16 protein-coding genes and 1 pseudogene are annotated in these 25,174 nt (G+C 43.8%); 12 read left to right on the top strand and 5 right to left on the bottom strand.

Features of this window, described 5'->3' with window-relative positions; all coding sequences use genetic code 11:
* Positions 1–8 precede the first annotated feature (8 nt).
* Entirely contained in the window at positions 9–2,132 is a 2,124-nt protein-coding gene (locus tag L5M38_RS10335; protein WP_263168689.1) for an AAA family ATPase, read from the bottom strand.
* A 356-nt stretch (positions 2,133–2,488) separates the two neighbouring features.
* Between L5M38_RS10335 and hsdR the strand changes: the two genes are divergently transcribed.
* The 3 genes from hsdR to L5M38_RS10320 are packed head-to-tail and all read left to right on the top strand — an operon-like array spanning position 2,489 to position 9,881.
* A complete protein-coding gene (gene hsdR / locus L5M38_RS10330; RefSeq protein WP_263168687.1) occupies positions 2,489–6,061 on the top strand; it encodes a type I restriction-modification system endonuclease in 3,573 nt (1,190 codons plus the stop codon).
* Positions 6,062–6,067: 6 nt separating this feature from the next.
* On the top strand, positions 6,068–6,904 hold the full coding sequence (locus L5M38_RS10325) for a glycosyltransferase family 2 protein (RefSeq protein ID WP_263168685.1): 837 nt from the start codon (positions 6,068–6,070) through the stop codon (positions 6,902–6,904).
* On the top strand, positions 6,882–9,881 hold the full coding sequence (locus tag L5M38_RS10320) for a glycosyltransferase family 2 protein (protein ID WP_263179027.1): 3,000 nt from the start codon (positions 6,882–6,884) through the stop codon (positions 9,879–9,881). The genes L5M38_RS10325 and L5M38_RS10320 overlap by 23 nt, the downstream gene beginning before the upstream one ends.
* Here the strand turns inward: L5M38_RS10320 and L5M38_RS10315 are convergent.
* A complete protein-coding gene (locus tag L5M38_RS10315) occupies positions 9,870–10,661 on the bottom strand; it encodes a hypothetical protein (protein ID WP_263168681.1) in 792 nt (263 codons plus the stop codon). The genes L5M38_RS10320 and L5M38_RS10315 overlap by 12 nt on opposite strands.
* 69 nt (positions 10,662–10,730) lie before the next feature.
* On the opposite strand from L5M38_RS10315, the gene L5M38_RS10310 reads away from it, so the two are divergent.
* The 7 genes and pseudogenes from L5M38_RS10310 to L5M38_RS10280 all read left to right on the top strand — a co-directional run bounded on the left by L5M38_RS10310 (position 10,731) and on the right by L5M38_RS10280 (position 19,107).
* Positions 10,731–11,630, top strand: coding sequence for a radical SAM protein (locus L5M38_RS10310; RefSeq protein ID WP_263179025.1), 900 nt, complete (start codon positions 10,731–10,733; stop codon positions 11,628–11,630).
* Between the two features lie 223 nt (positions 11,631–11,853).
* Positions 11,854–12,972 (top strand): protein adenylyltransferase Fic, encoded by a 1,119-nt coding sequence (gene fic / locus L5M38_RS10305; protein ID WP_263179022.1) that lies wholly within the window; start codon positions 11,854–11,856, stop codon positions 12,970–12,972.
* A gap of 126 nt (positions 12,973–13,098) precedes the next feature.
* Positions 13,099–14,702, top strand: a pseudogene (locus L5M38_RS10300) (N-6 DNA methylase).
* The gene (locus L5M38_RS10295) at positions 14,699–16,111 is read left to right on the top strand and encodes a restriction endonuclease subunit S (RefSeq protein ID WP_263179020.1); all 1,413 of its coding nucleotides are present in this window, start codon (positions 14,699–14,701) and stop codon (positions 16,109–16,111) included. The pseudogene L5M38_RS10300 and the gene L5M38_RS10295 overlap by 4 nt, the downstream one beginning before the upstream one ends.
* The gene (locus L5M38_RS10290; protein WP_263179018.1) at positions 16,108–16,377 is read left to right on the top strand and encodes a hypothetical protein; all 270 of its coding nucleotides are present in this window, start codon (positions 16,108–16,110) and stop codon (positions 16,375–16,377) included. The genes L5M38_RS10295 and L5M38_RS10290 overlap by 4 nt, the downstream gene beginning before the upstream one ends.
* A gap of 68 nt (positions 16,378–16,445) precedes the next feature.
* The gene (locus L5M38_RS10285) at positions 16,446–17,876 is read left to right on the top strand and encodes a zincin-like metallopeptidase domain-containing protein (RefSeq protein ID WP_263179017.1); all 1,431 of its coding nucleotides are present in this window, start codon (positions 16,446–16,448) and stop codon (positions 17,874–17,876) included.
* 58 nt (positions 17,877–17,934) lie between these two features.
* Positions 17,935–19,107 (top strand): hypothetical protein, encoded by a 1,173-nt coding sequence (locus tag L5M38_RS10280; RefSeq protein WP_263179015.1) that lies wholly within the window; start codon positions 17,935–17,937, stop codon positions 19,105–19,107.
* Positions 19,108–19,346: 239 nt separating this feature from the next.
* Here L5M38_RS10280 and L5M38_RS10275 read toward each other — a convergent pair whose 3' ends face one another.
* A complete protein-coding gene (locus tag L5M38_RS10275) occupies positions 19,347–20,210 on the bottom strand; it encodes a YicC/YloC family endoribonuclease (RefSeq protein WP_006079861.1) in 864 nt (287 codons plus the stop codon).
* 211 nt (positions 20,211–20,421) lie between these two features.
* On the opposite strand from L5M38_RS10275, the gene rph reads away from it, so the two are divergent.
* Both rph and pyrE read left to right on the top strand, forming a co-directional pair.
* Positions 20,422–21,135: a ribonuclease PH gene (gene rph, locus L5M38_RS10270; protein WP_006079862.1), complete on the top strand. Its 714-nt coding sequence runs from the start codon at positions 20,422–20,424 to the stop codon at positions 21,133–21,135.
* Positions 21,136–21,311: 176 nt separating this feature from the next.
* Positions 21,312–21,953: an orotate phosphoribosyltransferase gene (gene pyrE / locus L5M38_RS10265; RefSeq protein ID WP_006079863.1), complete on the top strand. Its 642-nt coding sequence runs from the start codon at positions 21,312–21,314 to the stop codon at positions 21,951–21,953.
* A 227-nt stretch (positions 21,954–22,180) separates the two neighbouring features.
* Here the strand turns inward: pyrE and folE are convergent, their stop codons facing one another.
* Together folE and L5M38_RS10255 are read right to left on the bottom strand one after the other, a co-directional pair.
* On the bottom strand, positions 22,181–22,831 hold the full coding sequence (gene folE, locus L5M38_RS10260) for a GTP cyclohydrolase I FolE (protein WP_006079864.1): 651 nt from the start codon (positions 22,829–22,831) through the stop codon (positions 22,181–22,183).
* A 270-nt stretch (positions 22,832–23,101) separates the two neighbouring features.
* The gene (locus tag L5M38_RS10255) at positions 23,102–25,090 is read right to left on the bottom strand and encodes an alpha/beta hydrolase family protein (RefSeq protein ID WP_263179013.1); all 1,989 of its coding nucleotides are present in this window, start codon (positions 25,088–25,090) and stop codon (positions 23,102–23,104) included.
* Positions 25,091–25,174 lie beyond the last annotated feature (84 nt).

The following is a 25,174-nucleotide window of genomic DNA, read 5'->3' as shown; positions in this document are numbered from 1 at the left end:
CAGCTCCTTTATAGCCAAATATTGGCTTTGACCTGAATAGTGAGTAAATCTAAGTTGCTAATTGCGCTCCCGCTTTCAGAGTTCGATAAAATTTCAGCATTGATACCAACTTTTCGTAGAAATGGTAAGTTAGTGTCTTCATCCCATTGCCATACTTGTTCAAAGTCCCAATTTAAGGTGTGCTCAAAGAAATATTGGTTAAATTGCGTGGCTGAGACAGCTCTTCCATCCTTGCCATCAAGATCATTTTTTCTGTTGTATATTTCAACACTATCAATAGAGGCATTAGAATTTACGATACTTCTATAGTCTAAAGAGCTATATATACCTGAGTTAATTTGTATATTGTCACTTATCTCTACAGGGCCTAGGGCGCAAGCTGTAATTTGGCTACAACAAAGTTCATCTGCTAATCCATTGAAATGCCAATCCCCTCCTAGTTCGTTAGGACGCCTTAATTTCCCCGTGACCAAGCAGCGTGTGACTTCACAGCCATCGAGAGTATAAGCTAAACCGCACTTAGCCGGAGACTCGCAATAATTATATTGATAGTCAACTAGTATTAAACAGTCTGAAATTTTGCATCCTCTAATACTATTGGTTAGCAAGTCATCACTTTGTTCGATTAGAAATGAACCTGTTAGGCACTGTGTAATAAAGCAATTATCAGCAAATTCCCCGATTAAGCTTGATCCCGTTCTGCAAGTATTAAAATGACAATCTCTCGCATCACCTCCAATAAAGTTTTTGATACTTTCTGATGATTCAAACTCACAAGATATAGCATTATTCATTACCATTTTTTGATTTGTTTTACAGTTTTTCACCTTGCTTTCTTTAATGTTTTCTGTCAACGCCATCCCGAGCAAAGTTAATTCCTTCACACTGGATGATGACGTTATTTCCAGAAAAAGTGCTGCATCATTTCCTTTAACGAGATTAAGTCCGCCGTCATAGTGGCCTATTAATGAAATCGGAGTCCAGGTATTGAAGTCCGTACAGTCAATGTCTTTTGTTTGCTTAAAATAATAGCCTTTCAGACCAATCTCAGGACGTAATAACCCTAGCAATTCATCAGGGTTGTGAATCAATAATGGATCACTTTCAGTACCGCAACCTTTATACCCTTTTATTATATTTATATTACTTGGTGGTAGAGTTTTTTTGGTTTCTTCTCTATCTATACTTTTGGGGTTATTCTTTTTCTCTCCTAAAAAATTATGTAACTTTAATGCCTCTAGGACTATTTTTCGTATTTTTTCAGCATTATCCGGATGATTCCATAAACAATCTTTAAGGAGTAATAAATCAGAAAGATCTACTTCACTTCGGTCATTGGTTGCGGCAGATACTCGGAGTAACTTGATAACTTTGGTAAAACGACGATCTGACAATACTTCACGGCGGTCTTCTTTAAAAGTGTCTTTATGTTTTTCCCAGATTTCTAATATGGCCTTTCTAATTTCAGCAGAAATAGTGATGTTTTTAATGGTATCATTCAGCCAATTTAAATCTTCTTGGGTGAGCGGGTCCTGAATTTCTACTTCTTCAATTAAATCAAAAAAGTGCAGTAACTTATTAGCACTAATATAATCAACAAAGCTTCTGATTAAAAATCTATCGTAGAGAGCACTAAGCTCTTCTTGCCCTGTAGGTAGTTCATTTGATGCAGCGATTAATGCTCTCAACGGGACTTTTACTGCTTCAGTACCATTATGATAAATACGCTCATTCATGATGGTGAGGAGTGCATTGAGAATGGATGAGCTGGCTTTAAACACTTCGTCCAGAAAGGCTATTTTCACCGAAGGTAAATACCCATCTGTATTACGCTTAAATCGGTCAGCTTTTAACTCGCTTATTGAGAGAGGGCCAAATATTTCTTCAGGTGTAGAAAACTTAGTTAACAGATATTCAAAGTAGGTTGTTGTATCTGCTAGATTATTTTCATTAAAAATTTTAGATATGCGTCTAGCTACAAGGCTTTTTGCGGTGCCAGGAGGGCCAATCAACAAGATGTTTTCGCCCGCTAGGATGGAAAGTAAAGCTGATTTCATTGTCGCTTCACGGTCAACTAATCCATGATTAAGTTGCTCTAAAAGTAATGCTAATTTGGCTTTTATCTTTGTCATATCAATGACATCCATGTAATGAAAACAAAAAATGGGGATTTAACTGTTTTGTATTGACGATGCTAACACGGGCAACAAATATCGACCAGTGGCCAATCTTATTTAATACCTTGCTAAACAACCATTTACAGGTTTTACGAGTTGGAGGTCTTGATTACTCAGTTCACTACTTTTTGGACGAATAGAAAAGCGGCTTGGCTGTAGCCTTTTACAGGACAGCCTCATTCGCTTGAATATTAGAATCTTATCTTTTTGATCTCTATATACATCTTCGTTAACAATCCACGTGATTGTTCATTTTTGGCAAGGTATGATGGCTGTCTAAAGAAGAATTGCAGTAGCGCTACGAGGGAATGATGGCATTAGACACACAAAGTCAGAGTACTGAAAAGGACTCTGCTAACTTTAGTTTTCTCAAACCATACGACCCTATTTTTATCGATTTAGCCAGCAGTGCTGAACGTGCGTTTACCAGCGATCCCAACACCACCTTAATTAAGCTGCGCCAGTTAGGGGAAGCGATGGCGCAAGATATTGCGGCTCGGTGCGGCATAGAGTTTGATGACAAAACGACTCAAGCAGATTTACTCTTCAAAATTAATCGTGAGTTAACCTTAGAGCCTGTGGTCCGCCAGTTATTTCATGCCTTAAGGATTGAAGGCAATAAAGCAACTCACCAATTTCGAACCCAACATAAAGAAGCATTAGAAGGCTTAAAGCTAGCTCGTAGCCTAGCGATTTGGTTCCATCATACATTTGGCGATCAAAAGACCGCATTTAAAGCTGGCCCGTTTGTCCCACCTGAAGATCCCAGTAAGCAACTGCAAGAGTTACAAACTCAAATTGAATTATTGCGTAGCGAACTTAACGATAACCACCAGCAATTAGCAGATAATCAGCAATTAACAACATTACTGGCCCGTGAGAAAGAAGAGTACGCGGTATTAGCTGAGCAAATGGATGCAGAGGCGCGAGCGTTGTCAAAGTTGGCCGCGCAGCATGAGCAAGCTCTCGTAGAGCAAAAGCATCAATTCGAATTACGCATTAAAGCGCTACAAGCTGAATTAGTACTGCTTGCTCAAGTCGATAACCAAGCGGCGACAAAAAACAAGAAACAACTTAGTCAGCAAGCGAGTAAAGCGGGTAATCACATTGAGTTAAGCGAAGAGTTAACTCGAGTGCTGATTGATCAGCAACTAAATGAGGCCAAGTGGATAGCGGATACCCAAAGGTTGGATTACCGCAAAGGCGCTCGGCCTGAAAAAGGTAAAAACCTCGCGATTGCAGAGTGGCCAACATGGCATAAAGGCCAGCAAGGCCGCGCTGATTATGTCCTATTTTGCGGCTTAGTCCCCGTTGCAGTGGTGGAAGCAAAAAAAGAAAACACCAACGTTGCCGGTAAAATTTCCCAAGCCGAGCGTTACTCCAAAGGCTATAAACTGATAGCGCCTCAACAAGGTGCATGGGAAATTGAGGGACGCACCGTTGCATGGGCCGATGACGAAGACGGCCATTACCATATACCCTTTGTCTACTCCTGTAATGGCCGCGAGTTTAGTAAGCAACTGGCGGAGTTATCAGGCACTTGGTTTCGCGATACCCGTAAACCCAGTAACACCAAGCGGGCGCTGCAACAGTTTCACTCGCCCGATGGCCTGCTTGATAAGCTAAAGCGCAGCCGCGAAGCCGCCGAGCAAAAACTGCAACAGGAAGGCTTTGATTACCTCGGCCTGCGCGATTACCAGCAAAAAGCTATCGCAGCTGTAGAGTCGGCTTTAGCGCAAGATAACACTCAATGTCTGCTGGCAATGGCCACAGGTACAGGCAAAACCCGCACTATTATTGGTTTGATGTATCGATTTTTAAAGACCGAGCGTTTTAGGCGTATCTTGTTTCTTGTTGATAGAACCGCCTTGGGTGAGCAAGCGTGCGACTCCTTTGACGAAGCCAAGCTTGAACAAAACAAAGTGCTGTCGTCTATCTACAATATTGCCGAGCTTGGCGATATGAAAAGTGCAGCCGAAACTCGCATTCAAGTCGCGACAGTACAAGCCATGGTCAAACGGATTTGTATGTCGGATAACCGGCCGCCGCTGGACGAGTTTGACTGCATTATTGTCGATGAAGCGCATAGAGGTTATGCCCTAGATCAGCAAATGACCGAAGGTGAACTTGCCACTCGCGATGCCAGCCAATATCTGTCCAGTTACCGGCGGGTACTCGATTACTTTGATGCGGTGCGTATCGGCTTAACCGCAACGCCTGCCAAGCATACAAGTGAGATTTTCGGTAAACCAGTTTATACCTACAGCTATCGCGAAGCGGTTGCCGACGATTGGCTCATCGACCATGAGCCACCGATCCGCTATGAAACGCTGTTAAACAAACACGGCATTAAGTTTGAAAAAGGCGAAACCGTCACCTCCATCAACACCCAAACTGGTGAAATTGAAACGGCCGATTTAGAAGACGAATTAAAGTTCGATGTTGAATCCTTTAATAAAAGGGTGATAACTGAGTCGTTTAATGAGGTCATCTGCCAAGAATTAATCAAAGAGTTAGACCCTTTTGGCGATGAGAAAACCATGATTTTTTGTGCAACCGATGTGCATGCAGACATGGTAAAACGCTTATTAGATAAAGCCTTTCTTGATATGTATGGCGATGACTACAATCAAGCGGCAGTGGCTAAAATCACCGGTCAAAGTGATAAAGTCAGCCAGTTGATACGCCAATATAAAAACGAGCGTTACCCTAATATCGCCATTACTGTTGACCTATTATCAACCGGTATCGATGTGCCTAAGATTTGTCATTTAGTGTTTTTACGTCGAGTCAAATCACGCATTCTGTACGAGCAAATGATGGGCCGTGCCACTCGCCGCTGTGACGACATAGGTAAAACGGCTTTTAAGATTTACGATCCGGTTGATATTTACAGCGCGCTTGAAGCCGTTAACACTATGAAGCCGATAGTTAAAGATCCCAACATCACCCTTGAGCAGCTGGTGGACGAGTTAAGTGACGATTCTTTTTTAGAACGCGCACTTAATACCCCAGGTGAACAAGTCGGTTCTGGTGCAGATGCAGATAGTCACACCAATAGCCATGCCCACGACGTGCTTAATCAACTTGGGCAGAAAGTGATGCGGGTGATGCGAAAAGCGACCAAAAAAGCCGAAAATAAGCCAGAGCTTAAAGCCAAGCTCGAGCAACTTGAAGAGTTATGGGGCGTAGCACCAGAGAAACTCCACCAGCATCTACATCAAATTGGCCCCAGAGAAGCGGCACAATTTTTTAAGCAGCACCAAAGTTTGATTAATCAGTTAGCCGAAGTCCGTTATCTGGTGGGCAGCGACAATATGCCGATCATCTATGAAGGGCGTGATGAGTTCATAGAGCGTCAGCAAAATTACGGTGTACACGAAAAGCCCGCTGATTACCTTGAAAGCTTCAGTCACTTCATTAAGCAAAATATTAACCAATCAGCAGCCTTGTCCGTGGTGGTAAATCGACCTAAAGATCTCACCCGAGCTCAGCTAAAAGAGGTCAAATTACTGCTTGATGAGGCTGGCTATAGCGAAGCCCACCTGCAAAGTGCGTGGCGTAAAAACACTAACCAAGATATCGCCGCCAGTATTATCGGTTATATTCGCCAAGCCGCATTGGATGAAGCCTTAGTCCCCTTTGCCCAGCGGGTGAATAACGCCATGCAACGCATTTACAGCGAACATGATTGGAACCCAAACCAACGTAAGTGGCTAGACCGCCTAGCAAAACAATTGGTGCATGAGGCTGTGATTGATAAAGCCTTTGTGAATAATCGTTTTGCCAGTGACGGTGGTGCCAAACGCTTTAACAGCGTGCTGAATGACCAACTCGATACCATTTTGGACGAGCTTAACAATTACCTGTGGCAAGTGGGCTAGCGCTTGATGGACATCGTTGTATTAATCGCGTCAATTCCGCGCTTTGAATCACTTATAACTGTCTCATTGCCTTCAGTTATAGCGCAAACTTATCAACCGAATAAAATCGTACTAGTAACTGATAAATTAGCCTTAACAGAGCAAGAGCTTGCCGCCGTTAAGGTCGTGGTTGCACCTTTTCACATTACAGTTCTTGTGAATCAGCGCGCCCAAGGCGCAGCTGGTGCTTGGAATACCGGGTTAACCTACATTGATCAACATTTCGAAGATTGCTATGTCGCTATATTAGATGACGATGATTATTGGCATCCAAACCACTTAGAAAAATGCATTAATCACTCTAAGGAGGGGCGAGCTGATGTTGTGTTATCAGGCATTTCTGTTGTTCGAGATGAAAAATTTGTTTCCGCTAACATTCCTAATAATGTTCAGCGGAGTGACTTCTTAGTTGGTAACCCTGGCTGGCAAGGTTCAAATACTTTTTGTCGATTGAAACTTTTAAAGAACGTCGGAGGCTTCAGTGATGGTCTGGTGAGCAGCAATGATAAAGATTTAGCCATCAGGATATTGGCATTGCCAGAAGTTGAAATGACCTATACACAGGCAGTTACAGTCGCTTGGAGTGTTGGTGTTCACACTAGTGCGTTATCCGCTAAGGGGTCTCTACAAAAACTAATCGGTTGTGCTCAGTTCATGGCGCTTCATGGTTATCTCATGGATGAAAATCAAAAACATCAGTATTTTGAAAGAGTGTCATCGATGTTCGATATCACAGAGCAAACAATATTGAATGAAATAAACACTAATAAGGATATTAGAATTGTTGCTGGAACATTCTCTTAAAACTACTCGCAAGTCATCGGTCGGTTTAGTATTACGTCAAATCGTAAAGCATAAATTATGCGCCCCAGAATATGTTAATGCGCCGATTATAATAGGTATAGGCTTACACAATCAGGCAGATACTCTAGCAAGAGCATTAATAAGTGCGATATCTCAAACCGTCGTTATTGAACGCAAAGCACGAATCATTATCGTGGACGACCAATCAACAGATAACTGGCAGAGCTGTTGTGCAGAACTGCGATCTCATCCTTCGGTAACGGTAATAAGTGCTTTTTGTGGTTCACCAGCGAGGATGAGGAATCAAATACTTGATTATGCAGCAACGTCCAAGGCGAAATGGGTTGCTAGACTTGATGCCGATGATGCCTTCGACAATCTCAAAAGTGTTGAGTCATTATGGGTCAAAGGAGAGGCGAAACAGGTTGATTTCGTCTTGGGGAGTAATAGATTAATCCTCGATGGGAAGACATTACCTCAGATAAACATAGCTGACCCAGAGTTGCTATTAAATCCTCACAAACTTGTCGCTTTTATCGACGACTTTTGCCGGGGGAAAGTGAGCAATGAACTCCCTTCATGTAACTTACTCATCAGCACCAAGGTCACTGAGCGCTATCCAAATATTCGCAGTGCTGAGGATCATTGGTTTGTTACTAGATTGTTGTTATTACCTCAGTTTACGGGTGAAGTTGTCAGTTATCCTTGCTATGCGATATATACTTTGGGGGGGACTGATACCCAAAGTAATAAGAAAAAAGATCTTTGGAAAGAGCAACGCCAGCGTTTGGCTTATGTTGCAAAGCAATGGTTGTTAGCGATAGAGTCCAATGACGACTATTTAGGCTCAGGGCAAGAAGGGATTGTGATTCAAAATGGGAATAAAATAGAGAAACAGTTTTATCCATGGGCGATTAATGATGAGCACGTCGCTTGGCTTAAACAGGCATTACCCAACAATAGCCTTGTACCGCAAGTCGAGTGGAGAAAGCACCAGGAATGCTGGAGCTACAGTACACCAGATTTAGGCTCTACAGAACTCAAACTGCCCTTGTCCTCTGTTGTGATTGGCCAATTTCTGCAGGGAATGTACACCGCAGGGATCTGCGGTATGAATATTAAAAGAGATAATATTCGTCAACTACCGGATGGTAGCCTTCACTATATTGATATAGGCAGTGACATTCAGCCCCTAACATCAAGTAAGTTTCTGGACATGGCGGCGCGCCTGTATGCGATTGCCATATTACAACTACCCGATGAAGAATTAGTCAGGCGCGAATCATATATTGCTCAAGATAAAACATTGCAGCAACTGACAGGTTTTTCAGACTTCTATTTGGCACTGATTGAGGCGTTGCATCCTCATGTTCACCTAGTAAACACCCAAGCGTTGACAGGGTTCAAAGCTTGCCACGACAAAGAGACCACTCTACTCATTAAAGCCTGTGCGCAAGATGCTGAGATATTATTCTCACAAGTCAGTCATATTGTTACTCAGCTCAACTACCCCTTGAGATTTAAACGAGTCATCTTACTGCTCGATAGTTATCGGGGGCCTTTTTTACGCCAGTTTCACCCCGGTAATTTCAATACACTGAATCTTGCTGCCAACACACTACTTAGGGAGCAGCTTATTGATGAGATTCTTGTTGCGCCAACTTGCAAGTCACAAATACAGGAGACTTACGGCCAATGGTTTGGAACCTCTAAGATCACCCACTCTCACACAGAGAAACTAGCGCCTCTTTTTTCTCAACTGTGGGCTTTTGATCAAATTGAAACGCGTTATGTTTTGCAGTGTGATTGTGACGTACTAGTGGGGCGAAAAGATTGGCAACATAATTACTTGGCAGAAATGAAAACCGAATTACTAGACCCAAAAGTGATTAGTGTCGGCTTCAATATACCTAAGTCAACGGATAACTTTTTACCTTATTTCGGGCAAAGCGGGGAGTTTGCACCCGAAGTGAGAATGGGATTGTTGGATCTCGAAAAAGTGAAAGCGCTACAGCCGATAGCCAACCCAATTGCTAATGGCAAATATACCTTAACTTGGCATAGAGCATTGCAAGCTAGGCAGCAGCTAGATGACTTGTGTTCGTTACGTGGCGGTGATCCTAACGCTTTCTACATTCACCCTCGCAATGAAGACAAGGCATTTATTGATTTTGCTGTTGTTCGAGATTGTATAGCTCAAGGTTTATATCCAAACACACAACAAGAACAGTTTGACTTAGTTGCCAATGCCGATTGGCGGTACCCGCCGAGAAATGAACCCGTTATCTTTTTAGTAAAGGGGCGGTATACCGCTATTGAAAAGCTGGTACGATGCCTTGATAGCTTAAGAGCGCAGACACTTCAGTCGTTCGGCATTGTGTTAATCGATGATGCTAGTGGCTATGTTAACAATTGGCACTACCCGCTAGTTCTGGGCTCATTGAAGTCTAAAACGACCCTCATTCGTCGCGAAAAACACCAAGGACGTATACCTAACTTTGTCTACGCCATATCTGAAATATGCACCAACGATGACAGCATGATAGTGATCTTAGATCAAGATGATTGCTTAATGCGTAAAGACGTAGTGCAAAATATCTATAACGCCGCGAATCAGGGGGCCGATCTAGTGCATATGCCGATGTTTAGGCCAAATAAACCGTTAAAGCTGTACAAACCTGAATATACCGAAGTGAGGTATAAAGGTGGTGGTAACGTTTGGGCCCATCAACGAGCTTTTAAAAAGTCATTATTTGATAAAGTCCCTCTCACTTACTTTAAGAACGGTAACGAATGGATATCATCAGTAACGGATTATGCGACTATGTTGCCGATGACTGAATTGGCAAAAGTCCCTATGTTCGTGGACCAGGGCTATACATACTTTCACCAGCGAGTCGAATACCCCAAAGCATTGAAGGTCGAGCAAGTCAAACTACTCGAAGAGATCTTTGCGAAAGCGCCCTTAGGTACTTAGCAAAAGGGATTGTTGACACCATGCAAGAGTATATTGAATCCGAGCGATTTCGAAAGATGCTTCATGGTTGAATAGCCACCAGTTTTTGGAACGATGTGATTTACGATCTAAATGGAATAAGGGCTCAAGTGCAGTCAATGTGTCTATGGAGAGGTGCTCTAACCAGCATTTTGCAGAGATAGTTGATAGCCGAACAAGTGCTTTGGTATTGGCAGGCTGTTGCTGTAATTCGAGTAATAAGCGATCAGGATTTGCAATCCAATCATGCCCTATAGGATTCGATTTAAGCGTTAAGTCTGGCCATGTAATGGGAAACTGTTGGCATAGATTAAGGGCAATGCGACGTTCACCTAGCCAATTATGGTAATGGCTTGGGACAACTTGATTAGGTGCCCAACAGGTTGTTTTCACTAACGACGGAAGTAATGTCATACCAATGACATTAATATATTTTTCTGATGTCTGAGTGAGCGCATGCAGTGTAGTTAGTCCAACCGATGCTATTTGCTTCAAAGCAGAACTTAACTCTAGATAGCTTTGTGCTAATTGCATTGAAAATGATTTGGTTGCCAGAATGCCATTTATACAACGAGGAGAATCGGATTTCGCTAGCATTGCATTATAAATGCGACTTGCGGTGGTCAGCTCTTCAAAGCCATGGTTAAACACCACTACGTTAGTATGAAATTGTAATGACGACGTATGAAAAGTGTCATTCTTAGGCCCATTTCCAATGAGTTGCCAAGGCATTGATGGTTGGTAGTCATTTCTGTTGGGCATGATCAATCGCGAGTTTCAATTTACGTAACTCACATAGTATGAGTTACAAGCAAGGAGCAAAAGTACATCGTGAAAATTTGGAATTTACAAAAGAGCAATCAAACAACTTTTCGATACCCGAAAGATTACCCAACTAAGTATATTGCATTGGTTCGCGCTAAGTTTGCAGTGAAAAAAATACTACGTTGGTTGAGGATTCAAAAGCTTTCCACAATGATGCTGGGAGGGCAATATCATACCTCGCATGAGTTAATTGAAATCGATATTACATATCAATGTAACTTAAAATGTAATAACTGCAATCGTTCCTCCGCCCAAGCACCTGATAATATTCATATAAATTTAAGCCAGATAGTTAATTTTGTTGAGCAATCATTACAACGAAAAACACCATGGAAACGCATTAGGATCTTAGGTGGCGAGCCGACTTTACACCCAGAGTTTCAATCCATAATTGAACAACTATTAGTTCTGAAAACCTATCATCCTGACACGGTTATTGAGTTGGTCACAAACGGTTATGGTCGAAAGGTCAATGCCGTGCTAGAAAACCTACCAGAAGGTATATGGGTTGAAAACTCATATAAAACCGGTAATGTTCAGCCGAGTTTCGGACCATTCAATATGGCTCCGCAGGACAGTGTTTTATACAAATTTGCCGATTATAGCAACGGGTGCGATATAGCAAGCAGCTGCGGTATGGGGCTCACTCCGCAAGGTTATTATCCTTGTGCAGTTGCTGGTGGAATAGATCGAGTGTTGGGCTTACACAGAGGCCGACAATCGCTCCCCTCTCCTAGTGATGAGATGAGAGATTTGATGGACATTGCTTGTCGATTGTGTGGTCGATTTTATGATGGGCACTACGTACCTGAAAAATTACGTCCATCTTTGGAAGTTCAAAAGAATTCTCGCTCTTGGGATAAGCATTACCAAGATTGGGCTAAAAGACGAATAGACATCCAATAATATGAGTGACTTGTAGAAATTAGTATTTCTCTACATGTCACTGAACACAAAACGGCAGCCCTAACGCTCCCTTGATGTTGATACTATCGACATGAGTCCCAAAAACAACCCAAACATGTCGATTAAACTAAGTTTTGTAAACATGTTTTCTTTACATGTCGATTGAATAGACATAAGCTCACCTCAATCTCTATTTATGTCGATAAAAGAAGGTTTTTTAAACATGGAATGGCAAGCTGAACAAGCATACAACCATTTACCGCCACTACCGCTAGACAGCGCACTCGCGGAGTTGGCCGAAACCTTACCCATACTCAAAGCCTGTATTCCTGCCCGCGCCGCCCTTGCAGAGCTAAAGCAAGCAGGTGAACTACTGCCCAATCAAGGCTTATTGATTAATTTATTGCCCCTGCTAGAAGCCCAAGGCAGTAGCGAGATTGAAAATATCGTTACCACCACCGACAAGCTATTTCAGTATGCCCAAGAAGATAGCCAAGCGGACCCGATGACCAAAGAAGCGCTACGTTATCGCACTGCGCTTTATCAAGGCTTTACTCAGTTAAGCAACCGTCCCCTGTGTGTCACTACCGCATTAGAAATCTGCAGCACTATTAAGTCCGTGCAGATGGACGTGCGTAAAGTGCCTGGTACTAGCTTAACGAATCAGGCCACAGGTGAGGTTATTTATACGCCACCAGCAGGCGAGAGTGTCATTCGTGACTTACTCAGTAACTGGGAAGCCTTTTTGCATAATCAAGATGATGTTGATCCACTGATCAAAATGGCTATGGCCCACTACCAGTTTGAAGCCATCCATCCTTTTATCGATGGCAATGGTCGTACGGGTCGTGTGCTCAATATTCTCTACCTTATCGACCAACAACTGCTTAGCGCACCTATCTTGTATCTGAGCCGCTATATCGTCGCGAATAAGCAAGACTATTACCGTTTATTGCTTAACGTGACGACTAAGCAAGAGTGGCAGCCGTGGATCATCTTTATCCTTAACGCTGTCGAGCAAACGGCTAAATGGACCACCCATAAAATTGCCGCAGCGCGCGAACTCATCGCCCATACCACAGAATATGTACGTCAGCAGCTACCCAAAATTTATAGCCATGAGTTGGTACAAGTGATTTTTGAACAACCTTATTGCCGTATTCAAAACCTCGTCGAAAGTGGCTTAGCCAAACGTCAAACCGCTTCCGTTTACTTAAAGCAGTTATGCGACATAGGTGTGCTTGAAGAGGTGCAATCGGGTAAAGAGAAGCTCTTTGTCCACCCTAAATTTGTCACTTTGATGACCAAAGACAGTAACCAGTTCAGCCGTTATGAGCTTTGAACAGGGTAATGTAAACAGGTCATTAAACGCTAGGTGATGACAGCCAATAAGCTTGAACCTATTTATAAACCACATACCTAAGCCTAATGCATCAATCATTAGCCAAATTACAACATTGAGAATCCCATGAGCATAACAAGCAGCAACAGCGATATCGTCCAAAAACTTTGGAACCTGTGTGATGTACTGCGCGACGACGGCATTAACTATTCCGATTACGTTACCGAACTGGTGTTATTACTGTTTATCAAAATGGTGCACGAAAATACCGAGGCAGGTTTACTCAATAAACACACCTTGCCAAGCGGCTGCCGCTGGTCTGACTTAAACGATAAAGATGGCCTCAACCTACTTGATGATTACAAACGCATTTTACTCACCCTATCGACGGGCAAAGACAGTGAAGGCAATACCCTACACGCCGATCCGCTGATTTTAGCCATTTATGCCGATGCGCAAACCCGCCTGCGTGAGCCACGCCATTTAAAGCAGCTGATAAAATCACTGGATTCGATTGACTGGTTCAGCGCCCAAAAAGACGGTTTAGGTGACTTATACGAAGGCTTGTTAGAAAAAACGCCAACGAGACTAAATCCGGTGCGGGCCAATACTTTACCCCGCGTGCATTAATCGACTCTATGGTGCGGGTGATTAACCCCCAAGCGGGCGAAGTGATTCAAGATCCCGCCGCTGGTACTGCAGGTTTTTTAATTGCCGCCGATAGCTACATTAAAGCGCAAACCGATGATCTGTATGATTTAACCGACAAACAAAAAGAGTTTCAAAAAAACCACGCCTTTGTCGGTGTCGAGCTTGTGCCCTCCACCCGCCGTTTAGCGTTAATGAACTGTCTACTCCATGGCATGGAAGGTGACGACGAAGGCGTAGTGCATTTAGGCAATTCTTTGGGTCAAGTCGGTATGAGTTTACCCAAGGCCGATATTATCTTGGCTAACCCGCCTTTTGGCACTAGCAAGGGCGGCGATGCGTCCATCACCCGTGACGACTTAACCTATCACACCAGCAACAAACAGCTGGCGTTTTTACAGCACATCTACCGCAACCTAAAGCCAGGTGGCCGCGCCGCCGTGGTATTGCCAGATAATGTCTTATTTGAGGCGGGCGTCGGTACTGATGTGCGCCGCGATTTAATGCACAAGTGCAACCTACACACTATCTTGCGTCTGCCGACAGGCATCTTCTACGCCGCAGGCGTGAAAACCAACGTCTTGTTTTTCACTAAAGGCAGTGCCAAAGATAAGTTACAAGAGGAAAACTGCACCACGAATACTTGGGTGTATGACCTGCGCACTAACATGCCTAACTTTGGTAAACGCACTCCCTTTGGTGAGCAACACTTAACCCCGTTTGAAGCTGTTTATGACCCGTCTAGTCATTCCCGCGAAGGCGGGAATCCAGATCTTTCAGCAAGGAAAGAAGGTGAATGGTCGTTTAATGCGGAAGCCGTCGAAATCGAAACGACCGAAGTCAATCAAGGTATAGATGAACGCCTAGCCCAAAGCCGCTGGCGCGTATTCAGTCGTGAATTTATCCGTGATACTAAGGGTGATTCACTGGATATCTCATGGCTAAAGGATGCTAACAGCGTCGATGTCGCCGACTTAGGCACACCAGAAGAATTGGCGGGTGAAGCCATGACAGAACTCAAAGGCGCACTGGCTGATCTTGAAGCATTGGTTGCGTCACTAGCGGGTGGGGTGAGGGAATGAGTGAAATGATTCCTGAGAGTTGGGCACGAACTATTTTAGGTGATGTCATTAGTATCTCCTCTGGGCAGGGATTAACTAAATCCAAAATGATTGAAGGGGAGATACCTGTTTTTGGTGGAAATGGTGTAACAGGTTGGCACAACGACAGTAATATTGAAAAAGAAACCATTGCGATAGGTCGTGTAGGATACTATTGTGGCTCTGTTCATTTGACTCCCAAACGAGCTTGGATTACAGATAATGCTTTTATTACAAGCTTTGATGAAAAGGTAATGGGTCAGAAGTTTCTATATCTATTATTGACGAATGCTGACTTAAGGCAGAATGACTCGAGTACGGCACAACCTGTTATCTCAGGTGCTAAAGTATATCCCATAGAAATCAACCTCCCCCCACTAGCCGAACAAAAGGTCATTGCCGACAAGCTGGATGAATTGCTGGCGCAGGTGGAAAGCACTAAAGCCCGCCTCGATGCCATCCCCGCTATCTTAAAATCATTCCGCCAATCCGTCCTCGCCGCCGCAGTCAGCGGCAAGCTTACGGAAGAGTGGCGTGAAAAATGTGCTTATACTCCCGCAAGCATATCGCTCGATGAAATTAAAGTAAGTAGGATTAATCGGTTAGGGAAAAAGAGCCCTTCAAAAACTCATCTCCTTTCAGAGGAGTATATAATTCCAGAATCATGGCAGTGGGTATCATTAGATTTCTTATCGTTAAAAATAGTTGATGGAACACATCATACGCCTACTTATATTGACGCAGGCATTCCTTTCATCTCTGTGAAAGATATAAAAAATGGACAGATAAATTTTGAGAGTACTAAGTTTATTTCTGAAGCAGAGCACGATACGTTAAGTAAAAGATGTAAGCCTGAAATCGGGGATTTGTTAATTACAAAAAGTGGGACTATTGGACGAACAGCCATAGTGAAACAATGTATTGAATTTTCATTATTTGTAAGTGTTGCACTGATTAAGCCTGTATCTTCAATGGTAAATATGCAATTCATTGATATTGCTTTGCAAAAATGGGTCAATGAGATTGATGTATCTAGCAGAATTGTTGGTACTGCTATTAAAAACCTACATCTACAAGATATGAAGGTATTGGCCATTCCGTTTGCTCCTATCGAAGAGCAAACCGAAATCGTCCGCCGTGTCGAAGAGTTATTCGCCTTAGCTGATAAAGTTGAAGTGCAGGTTAATGCCGCGCAAGCACGCGTCAACAATCTCACTCAGTCGATACTCGCCAAAGCCTTTCGCGGCGAACTGACAGCTGACTGGCGCGCTGCGAACCCTGAACTGATATCCGGTGACAACAGCGCCGAAGCCTTGCTAAAACGCATCAAAGCTGAACGCGCTAAGCTTAAGCCTGTAAAGAAAACAACAGCTAAAAAGGCAAAAGCATGACGAATCAGTTAACTGCTAAAGCCTTCAGAGGTGAACTAACCGCCGATTACAAACTACTTCCCTGTAGTTTGCCCTTCGGGCCGACCTGTGGTCGTTCAAAATGGCTCCCGACCATTTTATGGCGTGCTGCGAACCCTGAACTGATATCAGGTGATAACAGCGCCGAGGCTTTGCTGAAACGTATCAAAGCTGAACGCGCCCGAGAGGTAAGTAGCCAAAATCAAAATACTCAATCCATGCAGTGTGTACTTATTGTGAGTCAGTGATAAATTTTTCAATGATGTTTGTAACTTGCTTGAGACAGTCAACTTCAACCAATAAAAGGATTTAAAATATGAGCAATTTAGCAGAGTTTAGGAGAAATCCATTTGTGCAATCCGAGTACGCTTTGGCAACAGGGCGTACTGTCGAAAATTTGCTGAACCGATCTGAAAGCATGAATGGTAATACGAAATTCAGCACTTTTCTGCAAGCAACGTGGACTACGACTAGCCCTATCGACTGGTTGTCTGAAGATGACGCGCTGAGCGCAAGTATTGCTGGATTAAGAAGTGCGGCAGAAATGATTGCCAGTCTGGAAGCCAGCGTGGATATGCCTTATCCAGAAATATTAAAAAAATTTGAACGTAGGCATAGCACCAGTGATTTAGAAAAGATCTTTGATTGCGCCGTCGGTGAAGATTGGGCTGCGGCGACTAAAGGGGACATTAAGCCCTTATTGTTAGAGTTTGATTGGTGGTGCAGCTATTTAGATGAGCTCGATTTAGATATTCAACTTGGTTCAGCAACTCAGTTATTGGAATCGCTAAATGGAACCATGTTTAAACAATTTAGAAGATTAGCCGATCTTGCTCAAGCAGGTGCAGCCAACTGGGATTTGGATGCGCCGATATTTGAAAATATCGCCAATGGATGGAGTGAGCATTCTAAAGATTTTATTGCCGAGTGGCTCACCCATGCTAACTATGAGTCCTATTACAATGCAAAAACCTTGAGAGAGTATAAGTCTTTATATACTTGGATGTTTTTGTCAATTAACGCAGAAATCTATGGTTATGACAGCCATATGTGGGCGACTCAAAAACAGTGGGCAGCAATGGGGTACGAACTAAAGCCAAATGCCAATGCGACTCCCGTTTTTCATTATTTTAAGTTAGGTAGTGAAGATGAGTTAGACAGTGAGAATGCTACATTTGAAAGTACGTTCGGCCGCAAGGTTTCATTAGTCTATAACGCGGATGAGGTTATTGGTTACACTGGTAAAAGTTTTGAAGATACCAAGGTGCAAGAATTGCCTGTCCTCGCAAGCCGAATTCAGGAATTGACACAAGCGCCAGAAAATATGCTTGTGATACAGCACACCCATAATGGTGAGGCTTGTTTCCATTATCACGATGACTATATTGAAGTGCCGCGTAAAGAGCTATTTAGGGGCAAAGATAGTACCAAGGCTTATTATGCGACTTTACTACATGAGCTAGTGCATTGGACGGGACATGAGACAAGATTAAACCGCACTTTCGGGCAGTTCGGTGACGCAGATTATGCTTTTGAGGAGTTGGTGGCTGAGATTGGTTCTGCGTTCCTATGTGCGAGATTTGGCTTAGTCAAGAGCGTTCGTCCTAACTCACTTGCTTATATCAAAAGTTGGTTGGGTGGATTGAATGCTAAAAACACAATAAAAACCTTAGAGAAAACAGCATATTTAGCTAATAAGGCGAGTAATTATATTTATTATCCTAAACGCTATGATCGAAATAGCTAAAGCTTGATTAGAAATTAACAATAAGGTGGTTAGCCATTCGGATTTTTAAGGGTACGTAATGATTGAAAATAAAAAACTGCTTGATGTTCAATGGCTAAAACAAGCCCGAGAAAGCAGTTGGCTGTTAAGTTATCTTAATGATTACCAAGTTCCAGCCAGTGAGCCTGAAACAGTAGAGCGCCAAGACTTTAATAGCTTATTCGCAGCACAGGAGTACGCAAGTGCCGCACAAGCGTTCATTGAACAGTGTGAACAACAATGGGATGAGCCAGACCCTTTTGAAATCGCGATAGCAAAAGGCAACACTCAATTAGTCGTCGCACTATTGGCACAAACCAATTTGGCTGCATATGGATTTGAAAATAACTTGCTTGCCATGGCGGTTGCTTACAATCAAAGAGCCATTTTTAACCTGTTACTCTTGCATCCCGATATTGAGATCCAATGTTCATACGAGGCCAACCGCAAGGCAAGGGATGTGGCAGAGTTTTGCGGCGTATGGGACTGGTGCGATCATTACTGCCCACAAATGTGGTTAATGGAACCCCAATATGAAGTCTTATATCCATTATTGGAGATTGACTGGCAACATTCGGTTAATGGTGATGATAGCGCCTCGCTGTTAGTGCACTTATACCGCCAGCGTGATTTTGCTGGCATGAACCGTTTGGTCGCTATTGGTGCTGAAATAAACCCCGTTTTAGATAAACGAGATACGCGCGAGCGATTGATCCATTTGGCACTTGAAGATTGGCGCGATGATAAGCTTGAAAGCCAACAAGGGCTTAAATGGTTTGCCCGCTATATGTCTTTTCTCAATGTTCCTAGCTTTGATGCTGATGTATTGTCAGATTTGCTCAGTCTGAATAAGCCGCAGATTGCGAGCCTGTTTCAGCTAGATGCAATAACTTACGCAGAGAGTGGAGCCGATGAGCAAGATGAAGCATTAAGCGAGCCTAAAACACAGTATTCGGCGCTAGAGACTGCAATTTTTACTGCCTTACCCTATTCACCACCACGCCAGCATCCCGCTTACTCTTTAACTGATGATTTACTGCGGTTAGATCTCGTTGAGTTTGTTGCAGAGGTAAAAGATCTCCAGTTTGTCATGACTGATAAGGGCATAGAATTTGGTATTTTTATCATAATCATGCCTTTGCGCAATCGTTATTATTACCAATGCAGGTACTGGAACGACTGGATTTTAGAATGCCATTACCTATACAGGTAATGACGGCATTTCAATGCCAAGCTTGGCTACTGACATGCCCAAGTGAACTCTATCTTTGGCTTAATGTGTTGGCGCAAGATGCGGGCTACCCCCTATTTAGATCAATAAAGAATCACCCAATCTGTAATACCTCTTTTTCGCTTACATAGAGCAAACAAACTCGAACCTGTAAAAACATAAAACCCAGCAAGTGCTGGGTTTTATTGGTTATTTATAACCTGCTAGAACAAGTTGAAACCTTACTCAACGTTCTGGATCTGCTCGCGCATTTGCTCGATGAGCACTTTAAGTTCAACTGCGGCTGAAGTGATTTCAGTACTGATGGATTTAGAGGCGAGCGTGTTCGATTCGCGGTTAAATTCTTGCATCATAAAATCTAAACGGCGACCTTCGCTGCCGCCTTTTTTGAGGATACGGCGCGCTTCGGCCACATGGGCTTCGAGGCGATCCATTTCTTCAGCTACATCTTGTTTCTGTGCCAGTAGCACCATTTCTTGCTCGATGCGGGCTGGGTCGAGTTCACCTTTGATTTCCGCAAGGCGGTTGGTGAGCTTTTCGCGTTGATATAGCATCACAGTAGGCATGTGCTCACGTACGACGGCGATTTGCTCGCTCACGCCATCTAAGCGGCTTAGCAGCATGTCTTTGATGGCTTCGCCTTCACGGCCACGGGCTTCGATGAATTGATCTATGGCTGAGTCGAAGGCTGTCATCAGATCGGCGCCGATGGCATCCATATCTTGTTCACCGCTCGCTAGCACGCCTGGCCAGCGCAGGATGTCGGTCAGATTGACATCGCCTTGTCCCGCTTCTTGCTTGAGCCAATTGGCGGCGCCCAATAGCTGTTTGGCCAGCGCTTGATTCAATTGCAGCTCGTTGTTGCTGTTGTCTGCCAGTTCGTAGCGCAGATTGACTTCAACTTTGCCGCGGCTTAAGCGTTTACGAAGGCGGTCGCGCAGTACGGGTTCGAAGCTGCGGAATTGCTCGGGTAAACGTAGGTAAGTTTCGAGATAACGTTGATTGACTGAGCGAATTTCCCAGGAGGCAGTGCCCCATTGTGCTTTGTGCTCGATGCGAGCGTAGGCTGTCATGCTTTGTATCATGGGTTGTCCTAATGGTTTAATCGTCATAATGAGAGGCGATTATAGAGTCAATGGCTTTAGGATTAAAGGCATACAGCAAATAGGGACACGGATTAGGCGTTTGAGTGTGATGAGTTTGCCAGAGAATCACCCTAAGCATGGCATCCTAAGGCTCAAGCCCTTATAATATGCAGCCAAAATCGGTCAATGACTCAGAATACAGGAATCTCGCATGCGTCCAAGTAACAGAACGCCAGCACAAACTCGTCCCATCACTATCACTCGCCAGTTTACGGCCCATGCCGAAGGTTCTGTGTTAGTGGAATTTGGCGAAACGAAAGTGCTTTGTACCGCCAGTTTTACTGAAGGTGTGCCACGTTTCCTTAAAGGTCAGGGTCAAGGCTGGGTGACGGCGGAATACGGCATGTTGCCACGTTCTACCCATAGCCGTATGGATCGTGAGGCCGCTCGCGGTAAGCAATCTGGCCGTACGCAAGAAATTCAACGTCTTATCGGCCGTGCTCTGCGTGCTTGTGTGGATATGAAAGCTCTAGGCGAAAACACTATCGTGATCGATTGTGATGTGATCCAAGCTGACGGTGGCACGCGCACTGCTTCTATCACTGGCGCTTGTGTGGCCTTAGTGGATGCGCTGAACTGGGCACGCGGTAAAGGCATCATTAAATCTAACCCGCTTAAATTCCTTATCGCTGCTGTCAGCGTAGGTATTTATAAGGGTGAAGCGATCAGCGATCTAGAATATATCGAAGATAGTGCCGCTGAAACTGACATGAACGTGGTAATGACGGAAACGGGCAAGATCATCGAAATTCAAGGCACCGCCGAAGGCGAGCCATTCAGCCACGAAGAATTACTCGAACTGTTGGCATTGGCGAAGAACAGTATTCGTGAAATCGTCGATGTGCAGAAAGCCGCACTGAACTAATAGTGTGGTGATGAAAAAGCCCCGTCATGTTACAGAGTGCGGGGCTTTTTATTAGCTGCAACTTTTTATCTGCAGCAAGATGCTAGTGTTAGACAAGCCCTGTACCGAATTAAATGTTGCCTAATAAAACATTACCTAATAAAAACCAATAAAAGACAAAGCCGTAAGGAGATATTGTGAAAGCCTATCAACGTGAGTTTATTGAATTTGCCTTAGAACGTCAGGTGTTGCGATTTGGCGAATTTACCCTTAAATCGGGTCGTATCAGTCCTTATTTCTTCAATGCGGGTTTGTTCAATACTGGCCGTGACTTAGCGCGTTTAGGCCGTTTCTATGCCGCTGCGTTGGTGGATTCTGGCATTGATTACGATTTGCTGTTTGGCCCAGCTTACAAAGGCATTCCGATTGCGACCACTACGGCGGTTGCCCTGTGTGAACACCACGATATCGATATCCCTTACTGCTTTAACCGCAAAGAGAAAAAAGATCACGGCGAAGGTGGCAGCTTAGTCGGAAGCGAGCTGAAAGGCCGCGTTATGTTGGTAGACGACGTGATCACTGCCGGTACGGCAATTCGTGAGTCGATGGAAATCATCGAAGCCCATAAGGCACAATTAGCCGGTGTGTTGATCGCCTTAGATAGACAAGAGAAAGGCAAGGGCGAGTTATCGGCTATTCAAGAGGTTGAGCGTGATTTTGGCTGCGGCATAGTGGCGATCATTAAACTTGCCGACCTCATTAGCTATTTATCAGAAAAGCCTGGAATGGAAGTGCAACTTGCCGCCGTGAGCCAGTACCGCGAGCAATACGGCATTTAAATCGAGTGCTTAGCCGCTGGTATTGATCAAGTAGCGATCACTAACTTTGTGAAATCAGTTAATCAGCCAGCATTGATCTTAGCTAGGTTGAGAAAGGTTTGATTGAGTGGGTATGAAAACAAAAAACGCTGCGATTCTATAGAAGGAATCGCAGCGTTTTTTTTGTTGAGTTGTATTGATTGCTATTGATTTAGGCACGCTTTAAATCACATTACGCTTCAATACACTTATTTAGACTGATGCAAAAACTCGGCGCGGGTCGCAGGATTTGATTTAAAAATACCGCCCAGCGCTGTGGTGGTGGTTGAACTGGTTGAGTCCATCACGCCACGGGATTTTACGCAGTAATGCACAGCATCCATTTTAACCGCAACGTCTTTGGTTTCGAGCAAGGTCTGCAGCGCGACTAACACTTGCTGAGTCAAACGCTCTTGCACCTGTGGACGTTGGGCAAAGAAACGCACGATGCGATTAATCTTTGATAAACCAATGATTTTTTTGCGTGGTAGATAAGCTATGGTCGCAGTGCCATCGATCGTCACTAAATGATGCTCGCAGGTGCTGGTGAGGCTAATATCTTGCACTCGCACCATTTCATCGAAGCCCATCTTATTGTCGATCACCGTGATCTTAGGGAAGTTCGCATAATCTAAGCCGGAGAAGATTTCATCGACGTACATTTTAGCAATGCGGCGCGGCGTATCGGCAAGGCTATCGTCTGACAGATCCAATGACATTAATGTCAGGATTTCTTTCATATGATGTTCAATCTTGTCTTTACGTTCTTCACTGCTGTAAACGCTTGGGAGCATTGGGGTTTCAAGTCCACGTTCTAATAACGCGGCTTGTACTTTTACTGCTGCTTCACTTAATGCCATCTTATCCTCCACTACGTCGTAGCGGCTATAACAGAAAACCTATGCTGAGCATCGAGTGGTACTTGGGCTGTTCAGCATCAGATACAAATTATTGTTATTCTCGCTAGGGCAAGAATAGGGGGAGGAGGATAACGCGAATTGCAGATAATTCATACCGAAAAACGCGTATAGGCCACATGAAAAAGCCGATAGTCCTTATCGGATATCGGCTTTAAATCTGCCACTGCCAATCGAGTTTAGCCTAGCAGTGTCGGCAAGTTTGAGTCAATTCTAAAGTTTCAGATTGGTTTTTAGGAAACTGAGCATTTGTTCATAGTATTTCGCTCTATGCTCATCGTTATAAAAACCGTGGCCTTCATTGTCCATCACCAGTTTTTGGTAAGGATAATTGTGAGCTTTTAGGCCTTTTTCGAGGGATTCGAGTTGTTCAATTGGCGCTCGATCATCTTCACCACCATGCACCAATAGTATGTTTGCTTTGAGTTTATCGACGTTTTCAGAAGGAGACATTGCTTTAAGTACCGCTTTATCTTGGCCAAGCACATCCTTGAGATAGCTAGTACCAGAACGGCTGTTGGCGACATCGCCTTCATTAAACATCAATTCAAGATCATATACGCCAGCTACACCTATGGCGCATTTAAACATATCTGGCGCAAGCACTGCGCTCTGCAAGGCGCTGTACCCACCAAAACTGCCGCCAACAATACAAATGCGTTCCTTATCGGCAAAACCTTGGTCAATAACGTACTGGGTTGCGTCGATAATGTCATGCTGAATATCTGAGCCCCATTTTTGATAGCCAGCGCGTTCAAATTGATCGCCATATCCGCCTGAACCACGGAAGTTGACCTGTAGAACAGCTATGCCTTGGCTTGCTAGATATTGGTTTTGTGGGTCAAAGCCCCACCAGTCACGTATACCGTGTGGACCACCGTGTGGATTGACGACTAAGGGTAGGTTTTTAGTTTCTTTACCAAAGGGAAGCGTTAGATATCCATGGAGTTGTTTACCATCACGGCTGGTGAAACTGATGGGTTTAACATCAGCCATTTGCTCTGGGTTGAGCCATTTTTTAGCGGCGGCTAGATATTCAAGTTTTAGTGTTTTCGTATCAAATATGTAGTAATCGCCAGGGTTTCGATCGTTAAACGCAAGTACGACGAGTTTTGCTGCATCTCGGGTTTCGCTAACAATTCGTACTTGGTGACCGGGGAGAGCACCAAGCAGATCTTTTAGCAATTTAGCGTGCGAATCCTCATTATCGACAAAGGCATAACTTGGGTAACCATTTTCAAACTCGACGGCGTAAAGTTGTTTATTGGTGCCGTTAATCCAAAAGTTGCTAGGGTCAACGTTTTCATCCTGAATGATTTCAGTTTTATCGCCCGTTTCGAGATTAATTTTGTAAACCCCTAAGGTTTCACCTTGGGATCGACCGGCGGCATAAATCGTATTTTTGTCATCGGCAAAGGAGAGTGGTTTAAAATCAGCAAGACCTAGATTTAGTTTATCGGTATTTACCCAGTTACCGTCTTTGCGGTAGAACACTTTAGTAATGTTTTTATTGTCTTCACCTGCAACGAAGCGAACCTCTCCATCATGGTCTGTCATAAAACGGGCTCTGCCGGTAGGTGAGCCTGTGATGCGTTTACGTGTGCCATTGAACAAGTCTACGCGATAGACATCTTGTGATAGTTCAAAGTCAAGATTGATCCTATCATTCCATGGAATAGCATTAACTAACATGTAGCGTTCATCATCTGGCAGAGGATCGAGGATAAACGCGCTCGCCCGCATAGGGGTATTTTTCTTGATATTTGAACCTGTTTGTTGCTCGCCACTCTCGAAGCCGAATAAATACGCTTTTCGTGAACCATCGGCATTTACCGCCATCAATTCACCGTAGTAGATAGGTGTGTCTTGCCAGCCTTTTAGGTATTCTTTTGCCAGTACCAGTCGCTCACTGTTGGCCCATTCATAGTCGCCGACTTGAGCATTATCGGGAAAACGTATCGCATTGAGGAGTTTTTTGGTTTGGGTATCTAAGACTAAGAGAACGTTTTTACCTTCGACACTTGTGATAGCGCTTAAATATTTACCAGTAGGTGATATTTTTACATCCGAGTACTCATCACCTTTGCTGAATAACTGTGCTTGCGATAACGCATTCGCGTTGGAGCTATTGGCTGCAAAGGTGGATATTGGAAGTATTGGTAAGCAAAGTGTCGCCAATGCGGCTAATCGGAAGAGTTTCATCTGACATCCTTGTAAAATCATTGTGTTTTTTGTTCTTAAAATGTTTTTCGAGGATAAAACAAAAGATGGGGCGAAACAAGGAAG

Origin of the sequence: Shewanella sp. SM101, from assembly GCF_025654465.1 — a bacterium.
Lineage (GTDB): Bacteria > Pseudomonadota > Gammaproteobacteria > Enterobacterales > Shewanellaceae > Shewanella > Shewanella oncorhynchi.
The sequence above is the reverse complement of the archived record's forward strand: the minus strand, read 5'-3'. Positions and strand labels throughout refer to the sequence as shown.

Excerpts from the sequence above, each read along its gene's own strand:
- L5M38_RS10295 (WP_263179020.1), top strand. The coding sequence starts at position 14,699 with ATGAGTGAAATGATTCCTGAGAGTTGGGCACGAACTATTTTAGGTGAT.
- folE (WP_006079864.1), bottom strand. The coding sequence starts at position 22,831 with ATGGCATTAAGTGAAGCAGCAGTAAAAGTACAAGCCGCGTTATTAGAA.
- L5M38_RS10290 (WP_263179018.1), top strand. The coding sequence starts at position 16,108 with ATGACGAATCAGTTAACTGCTAAAGCCTTCAGAGGTGAACTAACCGCC.
- rph (WP_006079862.1), top strand. The coding sequence starts at position 20,422 with ATGCGTCCAAGTAACAGAACGCCAGCACAAACTCGTCCCATCACTATC.
- L5M38_RS10315 (WP_263168681.1), bottom strand. The coding sequence starts at position 10,661 with ATGCCCAACAGAAATGACTACCAACCATCAATGCCTTGGCAACTCATT.
- L5M38_RS10325 (WP_263168685.1), top strand. The coding sequence starts at position 6,068 with ATGGACATCGTTGTATTAATCGCGTCAATTCCGCGCTTTGAATCACTT.
- L5M38_RS10275 (WP_006079861.1), bottom strand. The coding sequence starts at position 20,210 with ATGATACAAAGCATGACAGCCTACGCTCGCATCGAGCACAAAGCACAA.
- L5M38_RS10255 (WP_263179013.1), bottom strand. The coding sequence starts at position 25,090 with ATGAAACTCTTCCGATTAGCCGCATTGGCGACACTTTGCTTACCAATA.
- L5M38_RS10285 (WP_263179017.1), top strand. The coding sequence starts at position 16,446 with ATGAGCAATTTAGCAGAGTTTAGGAGAAATCCATTTGTGCAATCCGAG.
- L5M38_RS10280 (WP_263179015.1), top strand. The coding sequence starts at position 17,935 with ATGATTGAAAATAAAAAACTGCTTGATGTTCAATGGCTAAAACAAGCC.
- L5M38_RS10335 (WP_263168689.1), bottom strand. The coding sequence starts at position 2,132 with ATGACAAAGATAAAAGCCAAATTAGCATTACTTTTAGAGCAACTTAAT.
- fic (WP_263179022.1), top strand. The coding sequence starts at position 11,854 with ATGGAATGGCAAGCTGAACAAGCATACAACCATTTACCGCCACTACCG.
- hsdR (WP_263168687.1), top strand. The coding sequence starts at position 2,489 with ATGGCATTAGACACACAAAGTCAGAGTACTGAAAAGGACTCTGCTAAC.